Raw genomic sequence first — 18248 nt, 5'->3', positions numbered from 1 at the left:
GGTCCGGGGCGCTATCGTCTCGGCAGCCATAGCGCCAGATCCGGGAACAGGATCAGAAGCACGACCAGCAGCAGCGAGCATCCGATAAAGGGGAATGCCGCCGTGTAGATGTCGCGCATGGTCGTGCCCGCAGGCGCCACGCCTTTCATTACGAAGAGCAGAAGTCCGAACGGCGGCGTCGTGAAGCTGATCTCGAGCGCCAGCAACATCACCAGCGCGAACCAGACCGGCTCGAAACCGAGGGTCTGCGCCAGCGGGAAGAAGATCGGAACGGTCAGCAGCATGATGGAGATCTGCTCCATGAACATGCCCAGAAGCAGCAGCACGCCGAACATCACCAGAAGCATGACGAGCGGCGCGAGATCGAACCCCGTTGCCCAGTCGATCAGCCCGCTCGATGCGCCCGAGAAGGCCAGAAGCTGGCTGAACGTCGCGGAGCCGAAGACGATCAGGTAGGCCATCAGTGTCACCTTCAGCGCGCCGACGATAGAGGCCTTGAGGGTGCTCCAGGTCAGTCCGCGATAGAGGATCGCGAGGATCAGGACGCCAAGCGCGCCGAAGGCCGCCGCCTCGGACGGGGTGAACAGCCCGCCGATCATGCCCGCGACGGTCAGCACCATCACAGCGATCATCGGCACCACGTCGCGCAGGAGCAGCCAGGCTTTCTCTCCCGCCGACATGGGGGGCACGTCGTAGGCGGGCGCGGCCTCGGGGTCGATCTTCACCTGCAGCCAGATCGTCGCGATATAGAGACCCGCGAGAATGAGGCCCGGAATGACGCCCGCGATCAGGAGCGCGCCCACGTCGATCCGCGCGAGCGTCGCCAGAAGCACGGCCAGCGCCGAGGGCGGGATGATGATCGCAAGGCCTCCGGTGCCAAGGATCGGTCCGATGGACATGTGCTTCTTGTAGCCGCGCGCATTCATCTCGGGCACCATCAGCGCGCCGAGAAGTGCCGTCGATCCCATCGACGAGCCCGACAGCGTCGAAAACCCCGTCCCGCCGATCACCGTGACATAGGAGAGCCGCCCGGGCACCCGGCCGAGCAGCTTGTCGATGGCCGTGAACATCCGGCTGCCAAGGCCGGTGAAGAAGAAAAGCTCTCCCATCAGAAGAAAGAGCGGGATCGGCACGAGCGCGAAGCTCGTCAACGCGCCGAAGCCATTGTTGAGAAGCTGGGTGATGCCTGCCGGGCCGCCCATGAAGATCCAGGCACCGACGATGTTCGCGGCCAGGAAGGCAAGCGCCACGGGCATTCCGAGCGCCATGAGAAACATGATCGCGCCCAGCAGGACGCCGAGTGCTCCGTACCATTCCATCACTCGTGCAACCCCGCCTCGCCGGAATGCATCAGCTCCGGCCCGAAAACGAAGCGCGCGAATTCCACCGCCATCAGCGTGAAGCTGATCGGAAAGGCGATGGTCAGGATCCATTTCGGGGTGAAATAGGCGCGCACGTCGTAGTCGCCGCGCTCGATATTGGTCAGGAACAACTCGCCGCCTTTCCAGGCCAGGATGACCGACACGATCACGCAGAGCGCCGCGACGAAGCGGCTCATGACGGCCTGTCCGCGCTCGGGCAGGGTGGCGGTCAGAAGCTCGATATGCACATGCCCCTTCTCCCGCACGAGCCAGGGCGCGCCGAGCATCGTCATGTAGAGAAGGGCGTATTCGGAGGAGGTGAAGAGCCAGGCGAAGGGCTGGATGCCGAGATTCCGCATCGTGACCGAGACCACGACGGAGATCATGAGCCAGAGCAGCATCGCGCCCGCGATCACCGCCATCAGCGTGAGAAATCCGTCATAGATGCGCCTGACGCTCTGCATGTTGCTTGCCTGCTCGGAGATAGGGAAGGGCGGCGCGGGGTCCGCGCCGCCCCCGGGGTGCCATTACTGCGGATCGGCGCTTTCATCGTAGAAGAGCTCGATCAGGCGGTCGTAATTCTCGGTGCCGCCTTGCTCTTCCATGAGACCGCGCATCCGCTCCCAGGTTTTCTCGCGCGCGGCGGCAAGGTAGTCGGCCGCGGCCTGCCCTTCGAGCGTGACGACCTGCATGCCGTCTTCCTCGAGCGCTGCGAAATCCTCGTCACGCTTTTCCTCTAGCGCGGCCGCAGAGCTTGCCTCGTGCTCGATCGCGACGTCCTGCAGGATCGTCTGCGCCTCTTCGGAAAGACCCTCCCAGCTGTCCTGGTTCACGATCACGCCAAGGTCGGTCGAGAAGAAGCACGGCTCGATTCGGTAGTTCAGGAACTCGTTCCATTTGAGGTCGATGAGGCCGATCTGCGTCCAGCCGGTTGCGTCCACGACGCCGCGCTCGAGCGCGGAATAGACGTCGGTCGTCGGCAGATCGATCACCTGCGCGCCGAGATATTCGGTGAAGAAGGCGTTGTAGACGGCGTTGCCGCGCAACTTGAGGCCCGAGACGTCGAGATTGCCGTCCTCGTCAAGCTCCGGCTCATTCCGTGTCCAGAGGTTGTAGCAAACGCCGCTGTCGAACCAGCCGAGATATTTCACGCCCATCTTTTCCTGGTGGATCTGGTCGATGAGCTCGATCCCGCCATTCTCGCGGGTCTCGACGGCGGTGAGGTTGGACGCGACGAGCGCATCCTTCTCGGGCAGGGCGCCCGCGTAGAAGGAGCCGGGTGTATAGACCATGTCCACCACGCCGTTGCGCACGGCGTCGGGCTGCTGGAACATGCCGATGGCCTCGGGGCCGCCGCGCACTTCGATCTGGATCACGCCTTCGCCGCGCGCGTTCACCTTGTCGACGAATTCGAGGAAGCTCTGCGTGTAGATCAGGGTCTCGGGGAAGGCATGAACCGCTGTCAGCGTGTCTTGCGCCTGCGCCGTTCCTGCGAGGGCGAGGAGGCTCGCGAAGGCGCCTCCGTAGGTCGTCATCTTCATCTTCTCTCTCCTTGTCATGCGCCATGCGTGTTCCGCACGGTCGTTCACCTTGGTTTTCCCGTGTCGCCCGGCGGGTTCAGCCCGCCGTGGCCTGCTCGTCATCCTGTTCGGCCCAGACCCAGGGGGCGTTTGCGTGTCGCGCCTCGCGGAAGGCCGCGATTTCATCCAGATGCGCGCGAGTGAGGTCGATATCGTCCCATCCGTTCGTAAGCTTGTGCCGCCAGACATCCGGCAGGCGGAACTCGTGGCTTTGCCCCGCAATCGTCAGCGTCGCGGTTTCGAGGTCGATCCTGGCCTCCGCCGCGTTCGCGCCCAGCTCGTCCATCAGCGCCTCTGCGTCCGGCAGCGCCGCGGGCAAGAGCCCGTTATTCACCGCGTTGCCCGCGAAGATATCGGCAAAGCTCGGTGCGATGACCGCCCGGATGCCGGCATCGACCAGCGCATAGACCGCGGCTTCCCGCGAGGAGCCGCAGCCGAAATTCGCGCCCGCGATCAGCACGCTCGCCCCCCTGTGCCTGTCCAGCGGGAAGCCGTCGTCGCCTTCGCGCAGATCGGCAAAGAGGTATTGCCCGTAGCCGTCCGCCCGGCTCGCCGACATGAAGCGCGCGGGGATGATCTGGTCGGTATCGACATCTCGCCGGGGCAGGGCGACGGCACGGCCTTCATTTACGCTCCATCCCGCCATCAGGCTTTTGCCTCCATCAGCTCGCGCGCATCGGTCAGCCGGCCCGTGACGGCCGCGGCGGCGACCATGACGGGCGACATCAGATGCGTGCGCGCGCCCTTCCCCTGGCGCCCCCGGAAGTTGCGGTTGGTCGAGGAGGCGCAGCGCTTGCCCGGCGCGACGATGTCGCCATTCATTCCGACGCACATCGAGCAGCCCGCGCCGACCCAGTCGAGCCCGGCCTCGGTGAAGACCCGGTCGAGCCCTTCGGCCTCTGCCGCGGCGCGGACCAGCATCGAGCCCGGAGAGACGACGCCCGGCACCCGCGCGCGGCGTCCGCGCAGGATGGTGGCGGCCGCGCGCAGATCCTCGATCCGCGCATTGGTGCAGGAGCCAAGAAAGACCTGATCGATGGCCACGTCCTGAAGCGGCTGGCCCGCTGTCAGGCCCATGTAGTCGAGGGCGGAGCGGGCCGCCTCGGCCTTGCCGCCGGGCAGCGCGTCCGGATCGGGCACCGTCCCCGTGATCGGTGCGGCTTGTTCGGGAGTCGTGCCCCATGTGACGGTCGGAGCGATCCTCGCGACGTCGATCGTCACCTCCTTGTCGAAGGTGGCATCGGGATCGCTCGGCAGCGCGCGCCACGCCTCGACCGCGCGATCCCACGCCGCGCCTTTCGGGGCGAAGGGTCGCCCTTTCACGTAGGCCAGCGTCGTGTCGTCGGGCGCGACCATGCCGAACCGCGCGCCGCCTTCGATAGAGAGATTGCAGAGGGTCATCCGCCCTTCCATCGACAGAGCTTCGATCGCGTCGCCCGCATATTCGACCGCATGTCCCGTCGCCCCGGAGGTGCCAAGCTCGGCGATCCAGTGCAGCGCGATGTCCTTGGCGCTCACCCCTGCGCCGAGCGCTCCTTTCACGCGGATTCGCATGGATTTCGGCTTCTGCGCGCGCACCGTCTGTGTCGCCAGCACGTGGGCCACTTCCGTCGCGCCGATCCCGAAGGCGAGCGCGCCGAACGCGCCGTGCGTCGAGGTGTGGCTGTCGCCGCAATTGATCGAGAGGCCCGGCAGGGTCAGCCCCTGTTCTGGGCCGAGCACGTGCACGATGCCCTGGCGGGGGTCGTTCAGGCCGAAGAGCCGAATCCCATGCCGCGCCGTATTCGTCTCGAGCCGCTCCAGCATCTTTGCAATGGCGGGATCCTCGATCCTGTCGCGCCGCCGGGTCGGAGCGTAGTGATCGGCGACGCCGAAGGTGAGGCCCGGTTCGGCGACATCCAGCCCACGTTCGGCGAGCTTTGCGAAGGCATGGTGCGAGCCTTCGTGGACGAGATGCCTGTCCACCCAGAGAAGCGAGGTTCCGTCGGGATCGCGGCGGACCTCGTGCGCGTCCCAGAGCTTGTCCAGAAGCGTGCGGCTCATGGGCTTTCCTCGGGCGTGGTGTCGCCGACCACCGGCTCCCAGTGACGCGCGCCGCCTGTTCCGACGCGGGTCAGCGACATTTCCAGCTTGAAACGGTCGGGCCGGTAGAGCGCGGAGAGGTATTCGACCGCTCGATCGCTTTCGTCCCGAACGATGCGCCTGAGGGCCATCAGGGCGGTGCCGGTCGACACGTCCAGCGCCTCGGCCACGTCCGGGGAAGCGAGGGTCGCGCTGACTTCCTGGTGCGCGGAGGTGATCGTCACGCCGGAGCGTTCGAGAAGCTGATACAGCGGCGTGCTCGCGAGATCGGCTTCGGAATAATGCCGTGCGATATCCTCGGGCACATGGGTCGTCAGGTGCGAGAAAGGCTCTCCGTCTGCGAGGCGCACGCGAACCGCCGTCTGGACCCTGGCAGTCTCTGGCAGCGCCATCGCCTTTGCGACAGGGGCCGGGGGTACTTCGTATGAGAAGGACAGGAGCCGCGCCGAGTGACGGCCCAATTCGACGATCTGCGGGATCAGGGAGGCGACATCCGCGGCCATCGTCCGGGTCTGGGCCCCTTCGACGATACGCGTGCCGTGACCGGCGCGTCGTTCGATCAGGCCGTTCGCCTCGAGCGCGTCGAGCGCGCGGCGAATGGTGACGCGGCTGACGTCGAATTCTTCTGCGAGGCGGTTCTCGCCGGGCAGGCGGTCGCCGGGCGCGCGGAGGCCGGACAGGATGTCGTCGCGCAGAAGCAGATAGACCCTGCGGGCCTTTCCCCCTTCCGGCAGACTTGTCCGCACATGTTCGCGCATGGACCACCCCTTTCGAGCTCCGACGCTACAGGCCGCGCGTTGAAATGCAAGATAATTGTACTTTCTAAACCGTAAAATCTGTATTACCAAAGATACAGGTTGCTAAGAGCTGGGCGGAGATGTCGTGCCGATCATCGAAGTGCATCTGCTGGAGGGCTATGATGACGCGGCCCGGACCCGCATGGGCGAGGCGCTGACCGACGCGGTCCGGCTCGTGGTGCCCGCGGAGCCCGACGCGGTCACGGTCATGATCCATGAGCGCCAGCCGACGCAGTACATGCGCGGCCGTCGCCATCGCCAGGGCGCGGCAGCGCTGCCCGATCCGGCCTCGGTCGTGCGAGCCTATCTCGATGCGATGGAGGCGCGCGACCTCGCGGCGGCAGAGGCGTATCTGGCCGATGGGTTTGCGATGACCTTTCCCGGTGCCGCCCCGATGCACCGGCTGCAGGAGCTCATCGACTGGGCCAAGCCGCGCTACCGGTTCGTCCGCAAAAGCTACGAAGGCATGGACACCTGCGCCACGCCCGGCCCGGCAATCGTTTATACGCGCGGCACGCTTTCGGGCGAATGGCCGGACGGCACGCCCTTCGAGGGCATCCGCTTCATCGACAGGTTCGAAGTCGCGGGCGGTCTCATCGTCCGGCAGGACGTCTGGAACGACATTGCGGAGGTGCGCCCATGAGCGAGATCGACCCGATTACCCTGGCTGTCCTTGCCGCCCGGATGGAGCAGATCGCGGATGAGATGGACGCAACGCTCTTCCGATCGGCCTTCAATCCGATCATCGCCGAGGCGCACGACGCGAGCCACGGGCTCTACCACGCGGAGACCGGCGACACGCTCGTGCAGGGCAAGTCGGGTCTGCCGATCTTCGTGGGCGTGATGTCCTTCGCCGTGCGCGCGGTGATCGACAAGGTGCGCGAGCGTGGTGAGACACCGCAGTCGGGCGACATCTGGATCTTCAACGATGCCCATCTCGGCGGCACGCATCTGAATGACATGCGCCTCGTGACGCCCTGTTTCCGCGACGGCGCGCTCTTCTGCTGGCTCGCCTCGGTGGGCCATTGGCACGATCTCGGCGGCGGGGCGCCGGGCAATTACAATCCGGCGGCAAAGGATGTCTTCCAGGAGGCCTTCGTTCTGCCGCCCGTGAAGCTCGCCCGCGCGGGCGAGATCGACCAGGGCGTGATCGACATCATCCTTCGCAACACGCGCCTGCCGCAATCGGCGGAAGGGGATCTCAACGGACAGCTCGGCGCGCTCGATCTTGGGCAGAAACGGATGGCGGCCCTGTTTGACGAATACGGGGCGGAAACGGTCGGTGCGGCGCTCGATGCGCTGAGCGGACGGGCCGAGACGCTGATGCGCGCCGAACTCGAGGCGCTGCCGGACGGGCGTTGGGAGGCTGAGGATTTCCTCGACAATGACGGCATCACCGATGTCGACCTGCCGATCCGCGTCGCGCTCGAGATCCGGGGCGACACGGCGGTGCTGGATTTCGAGGGCACCGCGCCGCGTTGCGCCGGGCCGGTGAACATCGCCCTGCCGACCGCCGTCGCGACAGCCTATGTCGCGATCAAGCACATCTTTCCGATGCTGCCCGCCAATGCCGGCGTGATGCGGCCCATCGAGGTAAAGATCCCGGAGGGCTCGCTCCTGGCAGCGGAGTTCCCCGCGCCGGTGGGCGGCTACACCGAGACGATCCTGCGGATGACCGACGTCATCTTCGCCGCCGCCGCGCAGGCCGCGCCCGGCATGGTGGTCGCGAATGCCTATGGGACGATCAACGCGCTTTCCATCGCGGGGCGCAAGTCTGACGGCAGCCCCTGGGTGATGTTCTCCTTCTATGGCGGCGGGCATGGGGGCTCCTCCACCTCGGACGGGCTCAGCCACGGAAGCGCACCGATCTCGACCGCGACGATCCCGCCGATGGAGATCCTCGAAGCCGCGTACCCGGTGATGTTCCGCAGCTGGGCGCTGCGGCCGGGATCGGGCGGCGCGGGCGCGCATCGCGGCGGCATGGGCGCGATCTACGAGATCGAGGTGCTGGAGGAGAACGGAGCCGAGGTGTTCCTCTTCGGCGAGCGCGGCAAGCACGCCCCCAAAGGCGTGAACGGCGGCGGTGAAGGCGCGCGGAACGTGTTCACTTATGAAACCGGCGAGGGATGGGCCCGTCCGCCGATGGTCTCCAAGATGCGGGGCATCACGCTGGCTCAAGGGCAGGCGGTGCGGCTCGAGACGCCGGGCGGGGGCGGCTACGGCGCACCCGGGGACCGAGCCCGCGAGGCCATCGCACGGGACATATCGCGCGGATTGGTCTCGCAGAACGACGCGGCCCGCGACTACGGCTGGCAGGAGACGCGCTCATGAGCGGCAAGCGGATGATCGGCGTCGATGTCGGCGGCACCTTCACGGATGTCTTCTTTCTCGACGAAGCGGCGGGCACGGCGCGCGTCGCAAAGGTGCCGACGACGCGTCCCGACCAGTCGGGTGGCTTTCTGGCAGGCATCCGCGCCGAGGCCGAGGATCTTTCGGGGATCTCGGCGGTCATTCACGGCACGACGGCCGGCACCAACGCGCTTCTGGAACGCAAGGGCGCGCGGATCGGGGTCATCACGACCGAAGGTCTGCGCGACGTTCTGGAGATGCGCCGTCGCGACCGGCCCCGGACCTGGGGGCTGCGCGGTGATTTCGAGCCGGTCGTGCCGCGGGATCTGCGCCTCGAGGTGCCGGAGCGCACGCTCGCGGACGGTACGATCCGAACGCCCGTCGATCTCGGCGCGGTCAGGGCGGCGGGACAGGCGCTCCTCGGTGCCGGCTGCGAGGCGGTCGCGGTCCTGTTCGCCAACGCCTATGCCAACCCCGAGAACGAGGCCCAAGCCGTCGCGGCCCTGCGAGAGATGTGGCCGAACGCGCATGTCTCCGCCTCCTCCGAGATCCTGCCCGAGATCCGCGAGTTCGAGCGGTTCTCGACCACCGCGCTCAATGCCTACCTCCAGCCTGAGGTCTCGGGCTACCTGAACCGGCTCGACGCGGCGCTGCGCGACGGCGGCTTCGGGTCGGAGTTCATGATCGTGCAGTCGAATGGCGGGGTGATGGCCGTGGAGACGGCCTGCCGTCTGCCCGTGCGTACGGCGCTCTCGGGCCCCGCGGCTGGCGTGATCGCCGCGGCCTATATCGCGGGCGAGGCGGGATACCCGGATGTTATCACCGGCGATATGGGCGGAACGAGCTTCGATGTCTCGCTGGTCTCGGGCGGGCAGTCGATGCTGAGCCCCCAGACCTCAATCGATTTCGGAATGGTCGTCAGAACGCCGATGATCGAGATCACCACGATCGGCGCCGGCGGCGGCTCGATCGCCTGGGTCGACAAGGGCGGTCTTCTGAATATCGGCCCCGAGAGCGCGGGGTCGACACCGGGGCCGGTGGCTTATGGGCAGGGAAATGACCGTCCAACGGTGACGGATGCCAACGTGGTGCTGGGCCGGATCGACGCGGAGAACCCGATCGGCGGCAAGCTCGACCAGCTCGACGTAGCGGCGGCCGAGGCTGCTATAGACGCCCATGTCGGAGACAAGCTCGGTCTGTCCGTCACGGAAGCTGCCGAGGCCATCCTGCGGGTCGCCAACAGCCGCATGGCCGGAGCGATCCGGCTCGTTTCCATCGAGCGCGGCTTTGATCCCAAACGCTTCGCCTTCATGCCCTTCGGCGGGGGCGGCGCGCTGCATACCGGCGCGATGCTGGCCGAGGTCGGGATCGGGCGGGCCATCGTGCCGCGCTATCCGGGCGTCACCTCGGCGATGGGCTGCGTGATCGCGGATATGCGGCAGGATTTCGTGCAGACGATCAACGCTGCGGTCGACGCGCTGGACACGGCCGCGCTGGGCCGGTTCATGCAAGAGCATGTGGATGCAGGGCTTGCCATGCTCGACGCCACTGAGACGCGGTTCGAGGCGCGCGAAACAGTATTCGAGCTCGACATGGCCTATGTCGGCCAGACCCACACGGTCTCCGTCCCGATCCCGGTCACGGTCGAGAGCGGCCGCGTGACGCCGCCGACGCATGACGCGGTGCGCGAGGCGTTCGATACGGCCTATCACGCGGCGTATGGACGGCTTCTGAAGACCGGCACGCGGCGAGTGATGAACCTGCGCTCGGCGGTGATCGGCAAGCGTCCCAAATTCGATCTCTCGACGCTCGCGCCGAAAGGCGGCAGCGTAGAGGCCGCGCGGAAAGGCACAAGGCGGGTGCATTTCGGAAGCGAGTGGCACGACACCGCGATCTACGACCGCCTGGCCTTGCCGGTTGGTGCGGTGATCGACGGCCCGGCGATCCTGGAACAGGCGGATACGACCGTCCTCGTGGAGCCCGATCTCAGGGCCGAGGTCGATCCTTATGGCAATACCCTCATCACGCGGAGCTCCGATCATGGCTGAGACATTCGATCCCCGGCGCACGGCGCTGCTGACCATCGATCTGCAGAATGACTTCCTGCACCCTGAAGGCGCCTATGGCCGCGCGGGGCAGGGCGCTGACAGTATCAAGGCTTTGCCAGAGCGTATCGCTCCGTTGCGCGACGCGATGCGTGCGGCGGGCGGCACCTATATCTCGGCGCAATTCACCCTGGTGCCCGGCCCGGGCGGCGAGCCCTTGATCGCGCCGCATCTGAAGAAACTGCGCCCCTTTCTAGGCACGGGTGATTTCGCGCCGGGCGCGTTCGGGCACGACCTTGTCGAGACGCTCGCGCCCGCCGATTACACGGTCGAGAAAGTCGCCTACTCCGCCTTCTACCAGACGCGGCTCGAATTCATCCTTCGCAAGCTCGGCATCGATACGCTGGTCATCGGCGGAATCGTGACGAATGGTGGCGTCGCCTCCACCGTGCGGGATGCACACCTGCGCGACATCGACACGGTTCTTCTGTCGGACGGCAGCGCGGCTTTCAAACCGGAGGTGCACGAGGCGACACTCACGTCGCTTGGCTCGCTCGGCACGCAGATGACCTGCGCCGGGGCGATCGCGGTCGCAGAGGAGGCGGCCAGATGAGCCTGCGCGCACGGCTCGCGGCCGATCCGATCCTCGTCGCGCCCGGGGTCTATGACGGGCTGACCGCCGCGCTCGCCGCCGAGGCAGGGTTCGAGGCGTTGTATCTGTCGGGCGCGGCCGTGGCTTATACGCGGCTCGGACGACCGGATATCGGGCTGACCTCCGCGACGGAAATGGCGGACACGATGGCGCTTATCGCGGATCGCGTCGGCCTCCCGGTCATCGTCGATGCCGATACCGGTTTCGGCAACGCGCTTAACGCGCAGCGCACGATGCGGATGTACGAACGCGCAGGCGCGGCGGCGCTCCAGGTGGAGGATCAGAGCTATCCCAAGCGGTGCGGGCACCTCTCGGACAAGTCATTGATCCCGAAGGCCGAGATGGCTGGGAAGATCGCGGCGATGGCCGATACGCGGGCCAGTGACGAAACGCTCATCATCGCGCGAACCGATGCGATCGGGGTCGAGGGGGTCGAGGCCGCGTTCGACCGGGCCGAGGCGTATCTCGCCGCCGGGGCGGACGCGCTCTTCATCGAGGCACCGCGCTCTGGCGACGAGCTTACGCGTGTCGCAAAGACCTTTGGTGCGCGCATCCCGCTTCTTGCCAACATGGTCGAAGGGGGCGCGACACCGATCTCCTCGGCGTCCGATCTCGAGGCAATGGGCTTTTCCATCGTGATCTTCCCAGGCGGCATCGTCCGCGCGCTCGCCAAGACCGCGCAGGACTATTACGCGAGCCTCGCCGCGCATGGCTCGAACCGCCCATTCGGGGAGCGGATGTTCGACTTCGGCGGGCTCAACGACGTGATCGGCACCGAGGCGATGCTGCGCGAAGGGCAGCGCTGGGAAGGCGGCGATGGCTGACATCGCCCCCGTGCCCGAGGCGTTCGACTTCGAGGTCGAAACGCTGATCGTCGGCGGCGGTGCCTGCGGCATGATCGCCGCGCTCTCGGCCGCCGAGGCGGGGCAGGAGGTTCTGGTCATCGAAGCCGATCCGGTGCCGCAAGGCTCGACCTCCCTGTCGGCGGGTCTGATACCGGCGGCGGGAACGCGGTTTCAGCGAGAGGCCGAGATCGAGGACGATGCCGCGCGGTTCGCAGCCGACATCCAGCGCAAAGCCAAGGGCGAGAACGACGAGGCGCTCGTCGGCGCCTTGGCGGACGGCTCCGCTCCGGCGATCGAGTGGCTGGCCGACCGCTTCGATCTGCCGTTCTCGGTGGTGACGGATTTCGACTATCCGGGCCATTCGCGCCGCCGGATGCACGGTTTGCCCTCGCGGGCCGGGCGCGAGCTGATCGACCGGCTGCGCGCCACGGTGGAGGCGGAGGGGATCGACGTGATCTGCGATCGCCGCGCCATCACGATCTTTCACGAAGGCCGACGCATCGCAGGACTTGCGATGGAACGCCCTGACGGGGGCCGGGAAACGGTCGGCTGCCGGAAGCTGATCCTTGCCTGTAACGGGTTTGGCGGCAACCGTGAGATGGTCGCCGCGCACATGCCCGCCATCGGCGATGCGCTCTGGTTCGGGCATGACGGCAATCGCGGCGAGGCCGTGATCTGGGGCGAGGCGCTCGGCGCGGCGACCCGGCATCTCGCAGCCTATCAGGGTCACGGCAATGTCGCGCATCCGCACGGAATCCTCATCACCTGGGCAGTGATTGGCGAAGGCGGCGTGCAGGTCAACCGGGAGGGACGGCGCTTCTGGAACGAGGCGCAGGGTTATTCGGAGGCGGCACGGGCCGTATTGGCCCAGCCGAACGGCGAAGCATTCACCATTTTCGATGAGCGGATCGCGGCAATCGCGCGGCAGTTCGAGGATTTCCGCAATGCCGAGGCACAGGGTGCTGTGAAATCTGCAGGTAGCCTTTCAGAGCTTGCCGCGATTCTCGATCTGCCCGAGGGAGCGCTCGAGACCGAACTCGCCGGTATTCCCGAGACGGGTGAGGACGCGTTCGGGCGCATGTGGTCCGGTCAACGGCTCAAGGCTCCATTCTGCGGTGTGCGCGTGACGGGCGCGCTGTTCCATACGCAAGGCGGGCTCGCGACAGATGGCGCGGGGCGCGTGCTGGCCGAAGACGGCAGCGTATTCCCGAACCTCTTTGCAGCCGGTGGCGCGGCTTGCGGCGTCTCGGGCTCAGGCGACAGCGGATACCTTTCGGGCAACGGGCTTCTGGCCGCCGTGGTGCTCGGCCGCGCGGCGGGGCAGGCGCCGACCTGAGCGCGGGTAGGAGGTCCGGGCGAGCAAATAGCTTCGCGACAAGCATCGCCAAGCTTCTCGATGTCGCGCGCGCATCACTCCGCCGGCTGCGCCGCGCCGCTCTCCGTCGTGTCGCTCTCTATCGTGTCGCGCTCCTTCTGCCGGTCTGACTGAAGAAGATCATAGAGAACCGGCGTCAGGAACAACGTCAGCGCGGAGGCGACGGCGAAGCCGCCGATGATGACGATACCGATGGAGAACCGGCTCTCCGCCCCCGCCCCGGACGAGAAGACGAGCGGCACCGCGCCCAGGACCGTGGACAGCACGGTCATGAGGATCGGGCGCAGGCGCACGGCGGAGGCTTCGATCACCGCGTCGCGCACGGATCGGCCTTGTTCCCGCAGCTGATTGGCGAACTCGACGATCAGGATGCCGTTCTTGGCCATGAGGCCGATCAGCATGATCATCCCGACCTGGCTGTAGATGTTTATTGCTTCGCCAAGCACGAAGAGCGTCGTCAGTGCCCCGGCGACCGCGAGCGGCACGGACAGTAGAATGATAACCGGCTGCACGAAGCTCTCGAACTGGGCCGAGAGAACGAGGAAGACCACCAGCAATGCCAGCGCGAAGGTGACGAGGACGCCGCCCGAGGTTTCCTGGAATTGTTCGGCCTGACCGGAGAAGGCGATGGACATCTGCGACGGAAGCTCTTCCGCCATTGCCTCGACCTTCGAGACAGCCGCGCCAAGATCGACGCCTTCCGCGAGCGAGGCACTGATTTCCACCGAAGGCTGGCGGTTGAAGCGGTTGAAGGCCGCCACCGAGGCGCGGCGTTCAAGCTCCACGAGGCCGTCGAGAGGCACAAGGTCGCCCGCAGCGGTGCGGATGTTGAGCCCGCGCAGGTTGTCGGTTGTCGCGCGCAGTTCTTCGGGAGCTTGCAGGATGACGGGGTATTGCCTGTCCTGCTGGATGTACTCGGTCACGTCCGCCGAGGCGAAAAAGGTCCGGACCGAATCCGAGATGGTGCGCGCATCGACCCCGATGGAGCGGGCCAGTTCGCGGTTCACGCGGATGTCGAACCCGGGCGTGTTGACCTCGTAGGCGCGGCGCACGCCGACGATGTCGCCATCCTCGCGCATCGCCTGTTCCAGCTGCGCGGAATATTCCGCCGCCTGCTCGAAGCTCGGTGCGGTCACGATGACTTCGAGGCCCGAGCCGGATCCGGCGCTAAGCCCGGAGGGCGCGAAAGAGCGGACGCTGGCCAGGGTGATCTCGCCGAACTTCGGACGGAGCTCGTTGACGACGTCGCGCGGCCCCATGTCGCGCTCGCCCCACGGGGCCATCGTCGCGACGACGAAAGCCCGGCCCGTCTCGCCGTATTGGCCGACGATCGAGATCGAATCCTCGACAATGCCCTCCTCACGATAGGGAGCGATCAGATCCTCCACCTGTCGCACCGCCTCGTCGGTCAACCCGAGCGCGGAGCCTGCGGGAGCCGAGATGCTCACGAAGAAGATGCCACGATCCTCTTCCGGCGTAAGCTGCGAGGGAAGGTTCTGATAGAGCGTCCAGGACGCGCCGGTCATCACCGCGGCAATGCCGATGATGACGAGTGGCGCGCGGATCGCGCGGGTCAGCAGACTTTTGTACCCGTTCGAGAGGCGCGTGTTCGCCGAGTGGACGATCCGGGCGAAGCGGCTCTTGTTCATCCCCGGTTTCAGAACGCGCTCCGCGATCACAGGACACAGTGAGAGCGCCACGAAAGACGACACCGCCACCGCGATGGCGAGGGTGATCCCGAACTCGGAGAAGAGCTTGCCGATTTCGCCCTGCAGGAAGGACAGAGGCACGAAAACGGCGATCAGCGTGGCGGAGGTCGAGACGACTGCGAAGAAGACCTGGTTTGCGCCTTCCCGCGCCGCCTCTCCGGGCGGATCGCCTTCCTCGACGCGGCGCTCGATATTCTCGAGCACGACGATGGCGTCGTCGACGACGAGCCCGATGGCGAGGATGAGCGCGAAGAGCGTCAGGATGTTGATCGAGAACCCGGCGATGGCGATGCCCGCGCAAGCGCCCAAAAGCGCGATCGGGATGGTTACGGCCGGCACGATGGTCGCGCGGATGGAGGTCAGGAAGACGTAGATCACAGCGACCACGACACCGACCGCGATGGCGAGCGTCGAGAGAACCTGCCGGATCGAGTTGTTGATGAAATCCGCATCGTCGCTCGAGATCTCGAGCGATGTGCCGTTCGGAAGGTCGGGCTGGATCGCCTCGACCTCTGCGTTGATCGCCTGCGAGATCGAGAGCGTATTGGCCGAGGATTGCCGCAGAACGCCGAGGCCGATGGCCGTCTCGCCGTTCGCGCGGAAGTAGGAATCGTCGCTCTCCGTGCCGATCTCGACGCGGGCCACGTCGCCGAGCCGGGTCTGGAAGCCCTCCGTCTCGCGCACAATGAGATCCTCGAAGTCCTCGACGCTCGCGAGGCGCGTCTGAGTGCGGAGAAGATAGGTCCGTGAGGCGCTTTCGATCTGCCCCGCAGGCAATTCGAGATTGTTGTTCCGAAGGGCCTCGCTGATCTCGTTCACGGTGATGCCGCGCGCAGCCATGCCGTTGGGATCGAGCCAGACGCGCATCGCGTAAGGGCGATCGCCGTAGATGTTGACGGCAGCGACGCCCGACAATGTCTCCAGCCGGTCGGTGATGAAGCGGTCCGCGTAATCGGTCAGCTCCGTCGCATCCATCCGGTCCGACGTCATCGTCATCCAGATGATCGGATCGCCCTGGCTATCATTCTTCTCGATCTCGGGTTCGTTGGCCTCTTCCGGCAGATCGCCGGACACCGCTTGCACAGCCGCCCGAACATCCGATGCCGCCTGGTCGATGTCGCGGCCTTGGCGGAAGGTAATGACCGTGCGCGAGCCGCCGAGTTCGGCGTTGGTGGAGATCCGGTCGATCCCCGCGACCGTCGAGATCGCGCCTTCGACGACCGAGGTGATCTCGGAATCGACAACGCCGGGACTCGCGCCGGTATATTGCACGCTGACCGTGACCTGCGCGGTGGACGTGTCCGGCAATTCGCGGACAGGCATCCGCGTCAGGCCCGCGATGCCCAGAACGATGATGAGGATCGACATCACCGTGGCGAGCACGGGACGGCGCAGGCAAAGATCGGGCAGCGTCATTCGAGCGCCTCCTCGGGTACGTCCTCAGAGATGGTCACCGAGGCCCCGTCGCGCAGGTTGCCCCAGCCGGCCACCACGACCTGGTCGTTTTCCTCGATGCCGTCGGTCACTTCGGTGAGTGAGCCGACCGAACCTCCGAGCGAGATATCGGTGCGCGTTGCGGTGCCGTCCGCGACGGTGAAGACGTATGTGGACGATCCCTCGCTGATGATCGCATCGTCGGGCAAGGCGAGACCCTCGTAGGTGTCGAAAACGAGCCGGGTCTCGGCGAACATGCCACCTACGAGCCGGCGGTCTGTATTCGTGATCTCGGCGCGCACATCGAAGCTGCGCGAGCCGGGCTGCACGGTGCTGTCGCGCACCACGACCTCGCCCTCAAAGACGGAATCGGGATAGGCGGGAACCGTCGCCTCGATCATCTGGCCCGGCGCGACGCGCTCGAAATACCGTTCGGGAAGAGAGATATCGACCTGAACGACCGACAGGTCCGAAAGCCGCGCGACGACCGACGAGGTCGACAGGTATGCGCCCTCATCCACATCCATGAGGCCGAGCGTTCCCGAGAACGGCGCGGTGATACGGCGATCCTCGAGCGCGGCACGGGCCGACATGAGCTCGCCCTCGGCGCGGGCGAACGTGGCGCGCGCCTGTTCGAGCTGCCGTTCGGCGGCGGTATTGGCTTCTGCCAGCTCCTCGACGCGGGCGAGGTTCTGACTGGCCTCGTCGAAGGTTGCCTCGGCGCTGCTGACCGCGGCCTGTTGGGCGCGATCATCGAGTTGCAGAACCAGATCCCCTTCCTGGAGCTGCGCGCCCGAGCCGGCGGCGACTTCCGTCACGCGTCCCGCGGCAGCTGGGGTCAGCTCGACGTCACGCAGCGGCATGATCGTGCCAACCGCAGAGACCGCCGTTTCAAGCTCGCGCCGCTCGGGCTGCGCGACGCCGACCGGTGTCGCGCTCTGGCCGCCTTGCTGAGAAGACTGGCTGGCGGAGCTCTGCGAGGACAGGAAATATTCCGTTCCGAAGATACCCGCCGCGGCGCATAGGCCTGCCACGCACAAACCTCCGATTATCTTGAACAGCCGTTTCACGATCCGGCCTCCTTGATTTGTTCAGGCGGAAATCCGCCGCGTTGATCGTGTAAGGTGAGGCGAGGGCGTGTCCGATCAAACGATTGGCCTTGATCTGGCGTAAACGTGAGGAGGCCGCCCGGAGAGGGAACTTTTACGCGCCTTGCGGTATTGCACCTCCCCGCGCGCCCGATTTCTCTCGTGGTGACTATGAAACAGACGCACGACATCCGAACGTCCGAGCTTCGTGTCGCTGGATGGAATATCCATCGCGGTCGCGGTCAGGATCGCGTGGTCGATCCCGAGCGATGCTTGCGTGTCTTGTGCGACGAGGTCTGCGCGCAACGCCCGGACATTCTCGTGCTGGAAGAAGCCGATGAAGAGGCGCGGCCGCATCGCGGCATTCTCGACATGGCCCGGCTGGAACAGGAAACGGGCCTTCGGAGCGTGCACACCTTGCCTGTGCGGCGCTGGAGCGGGGAAAGTCACGGGTTTCTAGGTGTGATTGTCCTGATGACCCCGGATTTCGAGGTCGAAGAGGTGACGCTTCTCGATCTGCCGGGGCAGTGTCATCGCGGCGCGGTGATCGTCGATGCAAGGCGCGGCGGCGTGGCACTGCGTCTTGTCGGAACGCATCTGTCGCTGTCCCAGCCGTTGCGGATCGTTCAGATGCGAACGCTTGGGCAGCATCTCGCGCGACGGCAGAGCCGGCCTCTCATTGTGTGCGGGGATCTGAACGAGTGGCGGCCCTGGGGCGGGATGGCGTTTTCGCATAAGGTATTGGGACTTTCGCTCCGCGGACCTGCGGTCCGGACTTTTCCGGTCGGCTGGCCGATCCTGCCGCTTGATCGAATTCTTGCGGGCGAGGGTGCGCGGGTGGCGGACGCGCGGGCGCTCGACGGGCCCGGCATTCGCATCGCCTCCGATCACCGCCCCCTGCTGGGACAGGTCGTCATCGGCGGCTGACGGC

Annotated in this window: 15 protein-coding genes; 7 read left to right on the top strand and 8 right to left on the bottom strand. The window is 66.3% G+C overall.

Annotation, left to right across the window (positions count from 1 at the left end):
• Window positions 1–11 precede the first annotated feature (11 nt).
• From FIU91_RS13175 to FIU91_RS13150, 6 genes are all read right to left on the bottom strand, one after another.
• Window positions 12–1319: a TRAP transporter large permease subunit gene (locus FIU91_RS13175; protein ID WP_152462809.1), complete on the bottom strand. Its 1308-nt coding sequence runs from the start codon at window positions 1317–1319 to the stop codon at window positions 12–14.
• On the bottom strand, window positions 1319–1825 hold the full coding sequence (locus FIU91_RS13170; protein ID WP_093011069.1) for a TRAP transporter small permease: 507 nt from the start codon (window positions 1823–1825) through the stop codon (window positions 1319–1321). The genes FIU91_RS13175 and FIU91_RS13170 overlap by 1 nt, the downstream gene beginning before the upstream one ends.
• Before the next feature lie 63 nt (window positions 1826–1888).
• Window positions 1889–2902, bottom strand: coding sequence for a TRAP transporter substrate-binding protein DctP (dctP, locus tag FIU91_RS13165; protein WP_152462808.1), 1014 nt, complete (start codon window positions 2900–2902; stop codon window positions 1889–1891).
• Window positions 2903–2978: 76 nt separating this feature from the next.
• Complete coding sequence (leuD, locus tag FIU91_RS13160) at window positions 2979–3587, bottom strand: 3-isopropylmalate dehydratase small subunit (RefSeq protein WP_152462807.1); 609 nt, start codon at window positions 3585–3587, stop codon at window positions 2979–2981.
• Window positions 3587–4984 carry a 3-isopropylmalate dehydratase large subunit gene (leuC, locus tag FIU91_RS13155; protein ID WP_152462806.1) on the bottom strand — a complete coding sequence of 466 codons (1398 nt, stop codon included), beginning with the start codon at window positions 4982–4984 and terminating at the stop codon, window positions 3587–3589. The genes leuD and leuC overlap by 1 nt, the downstream gene beginning before the upstream one ends.
• The gene (locus FIU91_RS13150) at window positions 4981–5781 is read right to left on the bottom strand and encodes a GntR family transcriptional regulator (protein WP_152462805.1); all 801 of its coding nucleotides are present in this window, start codon (window positions 5779–5781) and stop codon (window positions 4981–4983) included. The genes leuC and FIU91_RS13150 overlap by 4 nt, the downstream gene beginning before the upstream one ends.
• A gap of 124 nt (window positions 5782–5905) precedes the next feature.
• Here FIU91_RS13150 and FIU91_RS13145 point away from each other — a divergent pair, with 124 nt between their 5' ends.
• Genes FIU91_RS13145 through FIU91_RS13120 form a run of 6 tightly spaced genes read left to right on the top strand, consistent with a single transcriptional unit; the run spans window position 5906 to window position 13047 of the window.
• A complete protein-coding gene (locus tag FIU91_RS13145; RefSeq protein WP_152462804.1) occupies window positions 5906–6463 on the top strand; it encodes a nuclear transport factor 2 family protein in 558 nt (185 codons plus the stop codon).
• Complete coding sequence (locus FIU91_RS13140) at window positions 6460–8151, top strand: hydantoinase B/oxoprolinase family protein (protein WP_152462803.1); 1692 nt, start codon at window positions 6460–6462, stop codon at window positions 8149–8151. The genes FIU91_RS13145 and FIU91_RS13140 overlap by 4 nt, the downstream gene beginning before the upstream one ends.
• Window positions 8148–10217, top strand: coding sequence for a hydantoinase/oxoprolinase family protein (locus tag FIU91_RS13135; RefSeq protein WP_152462802.1), 2070 nt, complete (start codon window positions 8148–8150; stop codon window positions 10215–10217). Before FIU91_RS13140 ends, FIU91_RS13135 begins: the two co-directional genes overlap by 4 nt.
• Window positions 10210–10827, top strand: coding sequence for a cysteine hydrolase family protein (locus FIU91_RS13130; protein ID WP_152462801.1), 618 nt, complete (start codon window positions 10210–10212; stop codon window positions 10825–10827). Before FIU91_RS13135 ends, FIU91_RS13130 begins: the two co-directional genes overlap by 8 nt.
• A complete protein-coding gene (locus tag FIU91_RS13125; protein WP_152462800.1) occupies window positions 10824–11690 on the top strand; it encodes an oxaloacetate decarboxylase in 867 nt (288 codons plus the stop codon). The genes FIU91_RS13130 and FIU91_RS13125 overlap by 4 nt, the downstream gene beginning before the upstream one ends.
• Entirely contained in the window at window positions 11683–13047 is a 1365-nt protein-coding gene (locus FIU91_RS13120; RefSeq protein ID WP_152462799.1) for an FAD-dependent oxidoreductase, read from the top strand. The genes FIU91_RS13125 and FIU91_RS13120 overlap by 8 nt, the downstream gene beginning before the upstream one ends.
• Before the next feature lie 74 nt (window positions 13048–13121).
• On the opposite strand, the gene FIU91_RS13115 is transcribed toward FIU91_RS13120, so the two are convergent.
• Window positions 13122–16211, bottom strand: a complete 3090-nt coding sequence (locus FIU91_RS13115) for an efflux RND transporter permease subunit (protein ID WP_152462798.1) — start codon at window positions 16209–16211, stop codon at window positions 13122–13124.
• Window positions 16208–17263, bottom strand: coding sequence for an efflux RND transporter periplasmic adaptor subunit (locus FIU91_RS13110; protein ID WP_172975008.1), 1056 nt, complete (start codon window positions 17261–17263; stop codon window positions 16208–16210). The genes FIU91_RS13115 and FIU91_RS13110 overlap by 4 nt, the downstream gene beginning before the upstream one ends.
• Before the next feature lie 225 nt (window positions 17264–17488).
• Between FIU91_RS13110 and FIU91_RS13105 the strand changes: the two genes are divergently transcribed.
• Window positions 17489–18244, top strand: coding sequence for an endonuclease/exonuclease/phosphatase family protein (locus FIU91_RS13105; RefSeq protein ID WP_254701961.1), 756 nt, complete (start codon window positions 17489–17491; stop codon window positions 18242–18244).
• The last annotated feature ends 4 nt before the right edge of the window (window positions 18245–18248 follow it).

The organism is Roseivivax sp. THAF30, from assembly GCF_009363575.1.
Lineage (GTDB): Bacteria > Pseudomonadota > Alphaproteobacteria > Rhodobacterales > Rhodobacteraceae > Roseivivax > Roseivivax halotolerans.
Note: the sequence above shows the minus strand (reverse complement) of the source record. Positions and strands in the feature narration are given on the sequence as shown.

What these genes read in the sequence shown, in the direction of transcription:
- FIU91_RS13175 (WP_152462809.1), bottom strand. Translation starts at nt 1,319, where the DNA reads ATGGAATGGTACGGAGCACTCGGCGTCCTGCTGGGCGCGATCATGTTT.
- FIU91_RS13170 (WP_093011069.1), bottom strand. Translation starts at nt 1,825, where the DNA reads ATGCAGAGCGTCAGGCGCATCTATGACGGATTTCTCACGCTGATGGCG.
- dctP (WP_152462808.1), bottom strand. Translation starts at nt 2,902, where the DNA reads ATGAAGATGACGACCTACGGAGGCGCCTTCGCGAGCCTCCTCGCCCTC.
- leuD (WP_152462807.1), bottom strand. Translation starts at nt 3,587, where the DNA reads ATGGCGGGATGGAGCGTAAATGAAGGCCGTGCCGTCGCCCTGCCCCGG.
- leuC (WP_152462806.1), bottom strand. Translation starts at nt 4,984, where the DNA reads ATGAGCCGCACGCTTCTGGACAAGCTCTGGGACGCGCACGAGGTCCGC.
- FIU91_RS13150 (WP_152462805.1), bottom strand. Translation starts at nt 5,781, where the DNA reads ATGCGCGAACATGTGCGGACAAGTCTGCCGGAAGGGGGAAAGGCCCGC.
- FIU91_RS13140 (WP_152462803.1), top strand. Translation starts at nt 6,460, where the DNA reads ATGAGCGAGATCGACCCGATTACCCTGGCTGTCCTTGCCGCCCGGATG.
- FIU91_RS13135 (WP_152462802.1), top strand. Translation starts at nt 8,148, where the DNA reads ATGAGCGGCAAGCGGATGATCGGCGTCGATGTCGGCGGCACCTTCACG.
- FIU91_RS13130 (WP_152462801.1), top strand. Translation starts at nt 10,210, where the DNA reads ATGGCTGAGACATTCGATCCCCGGCGCACGGCGCTGCTGACCATCGAT.
- FIU91_RS13125 (WP_152462800.1), top strand. Translation starts at nt 10,824, where the DNA reads ATGAGCCTGCGCGCACGGCTCGCGGCCGATCCGATCCTCGTCGCGCCC.
- FIU91_RS13120 (WP_152462799.1), top strand. Translation starts at nt 11,683, where the DNA reads ATGGCTGACATCGCCCCCGTGCCCGAGGCGTTCGACTTCGAGGTCGAA.
- FIU91_RS13115 (WP_152462798.1), bottom strand. Translation starts at nt 16,211, where the DNA reads ATGACGCTGCCCGATCTTTGCCTGCGCCGTCCCGTGCTCGCCACGGTG.
- FIU91_RS13105 (WP_254701961.1), top strand. Translation starts at nt 17,489, where the DNA reads ATGAAACAGACGCACGACATCCGAACGTCCGAGCTTCGTGTCGCTGGA.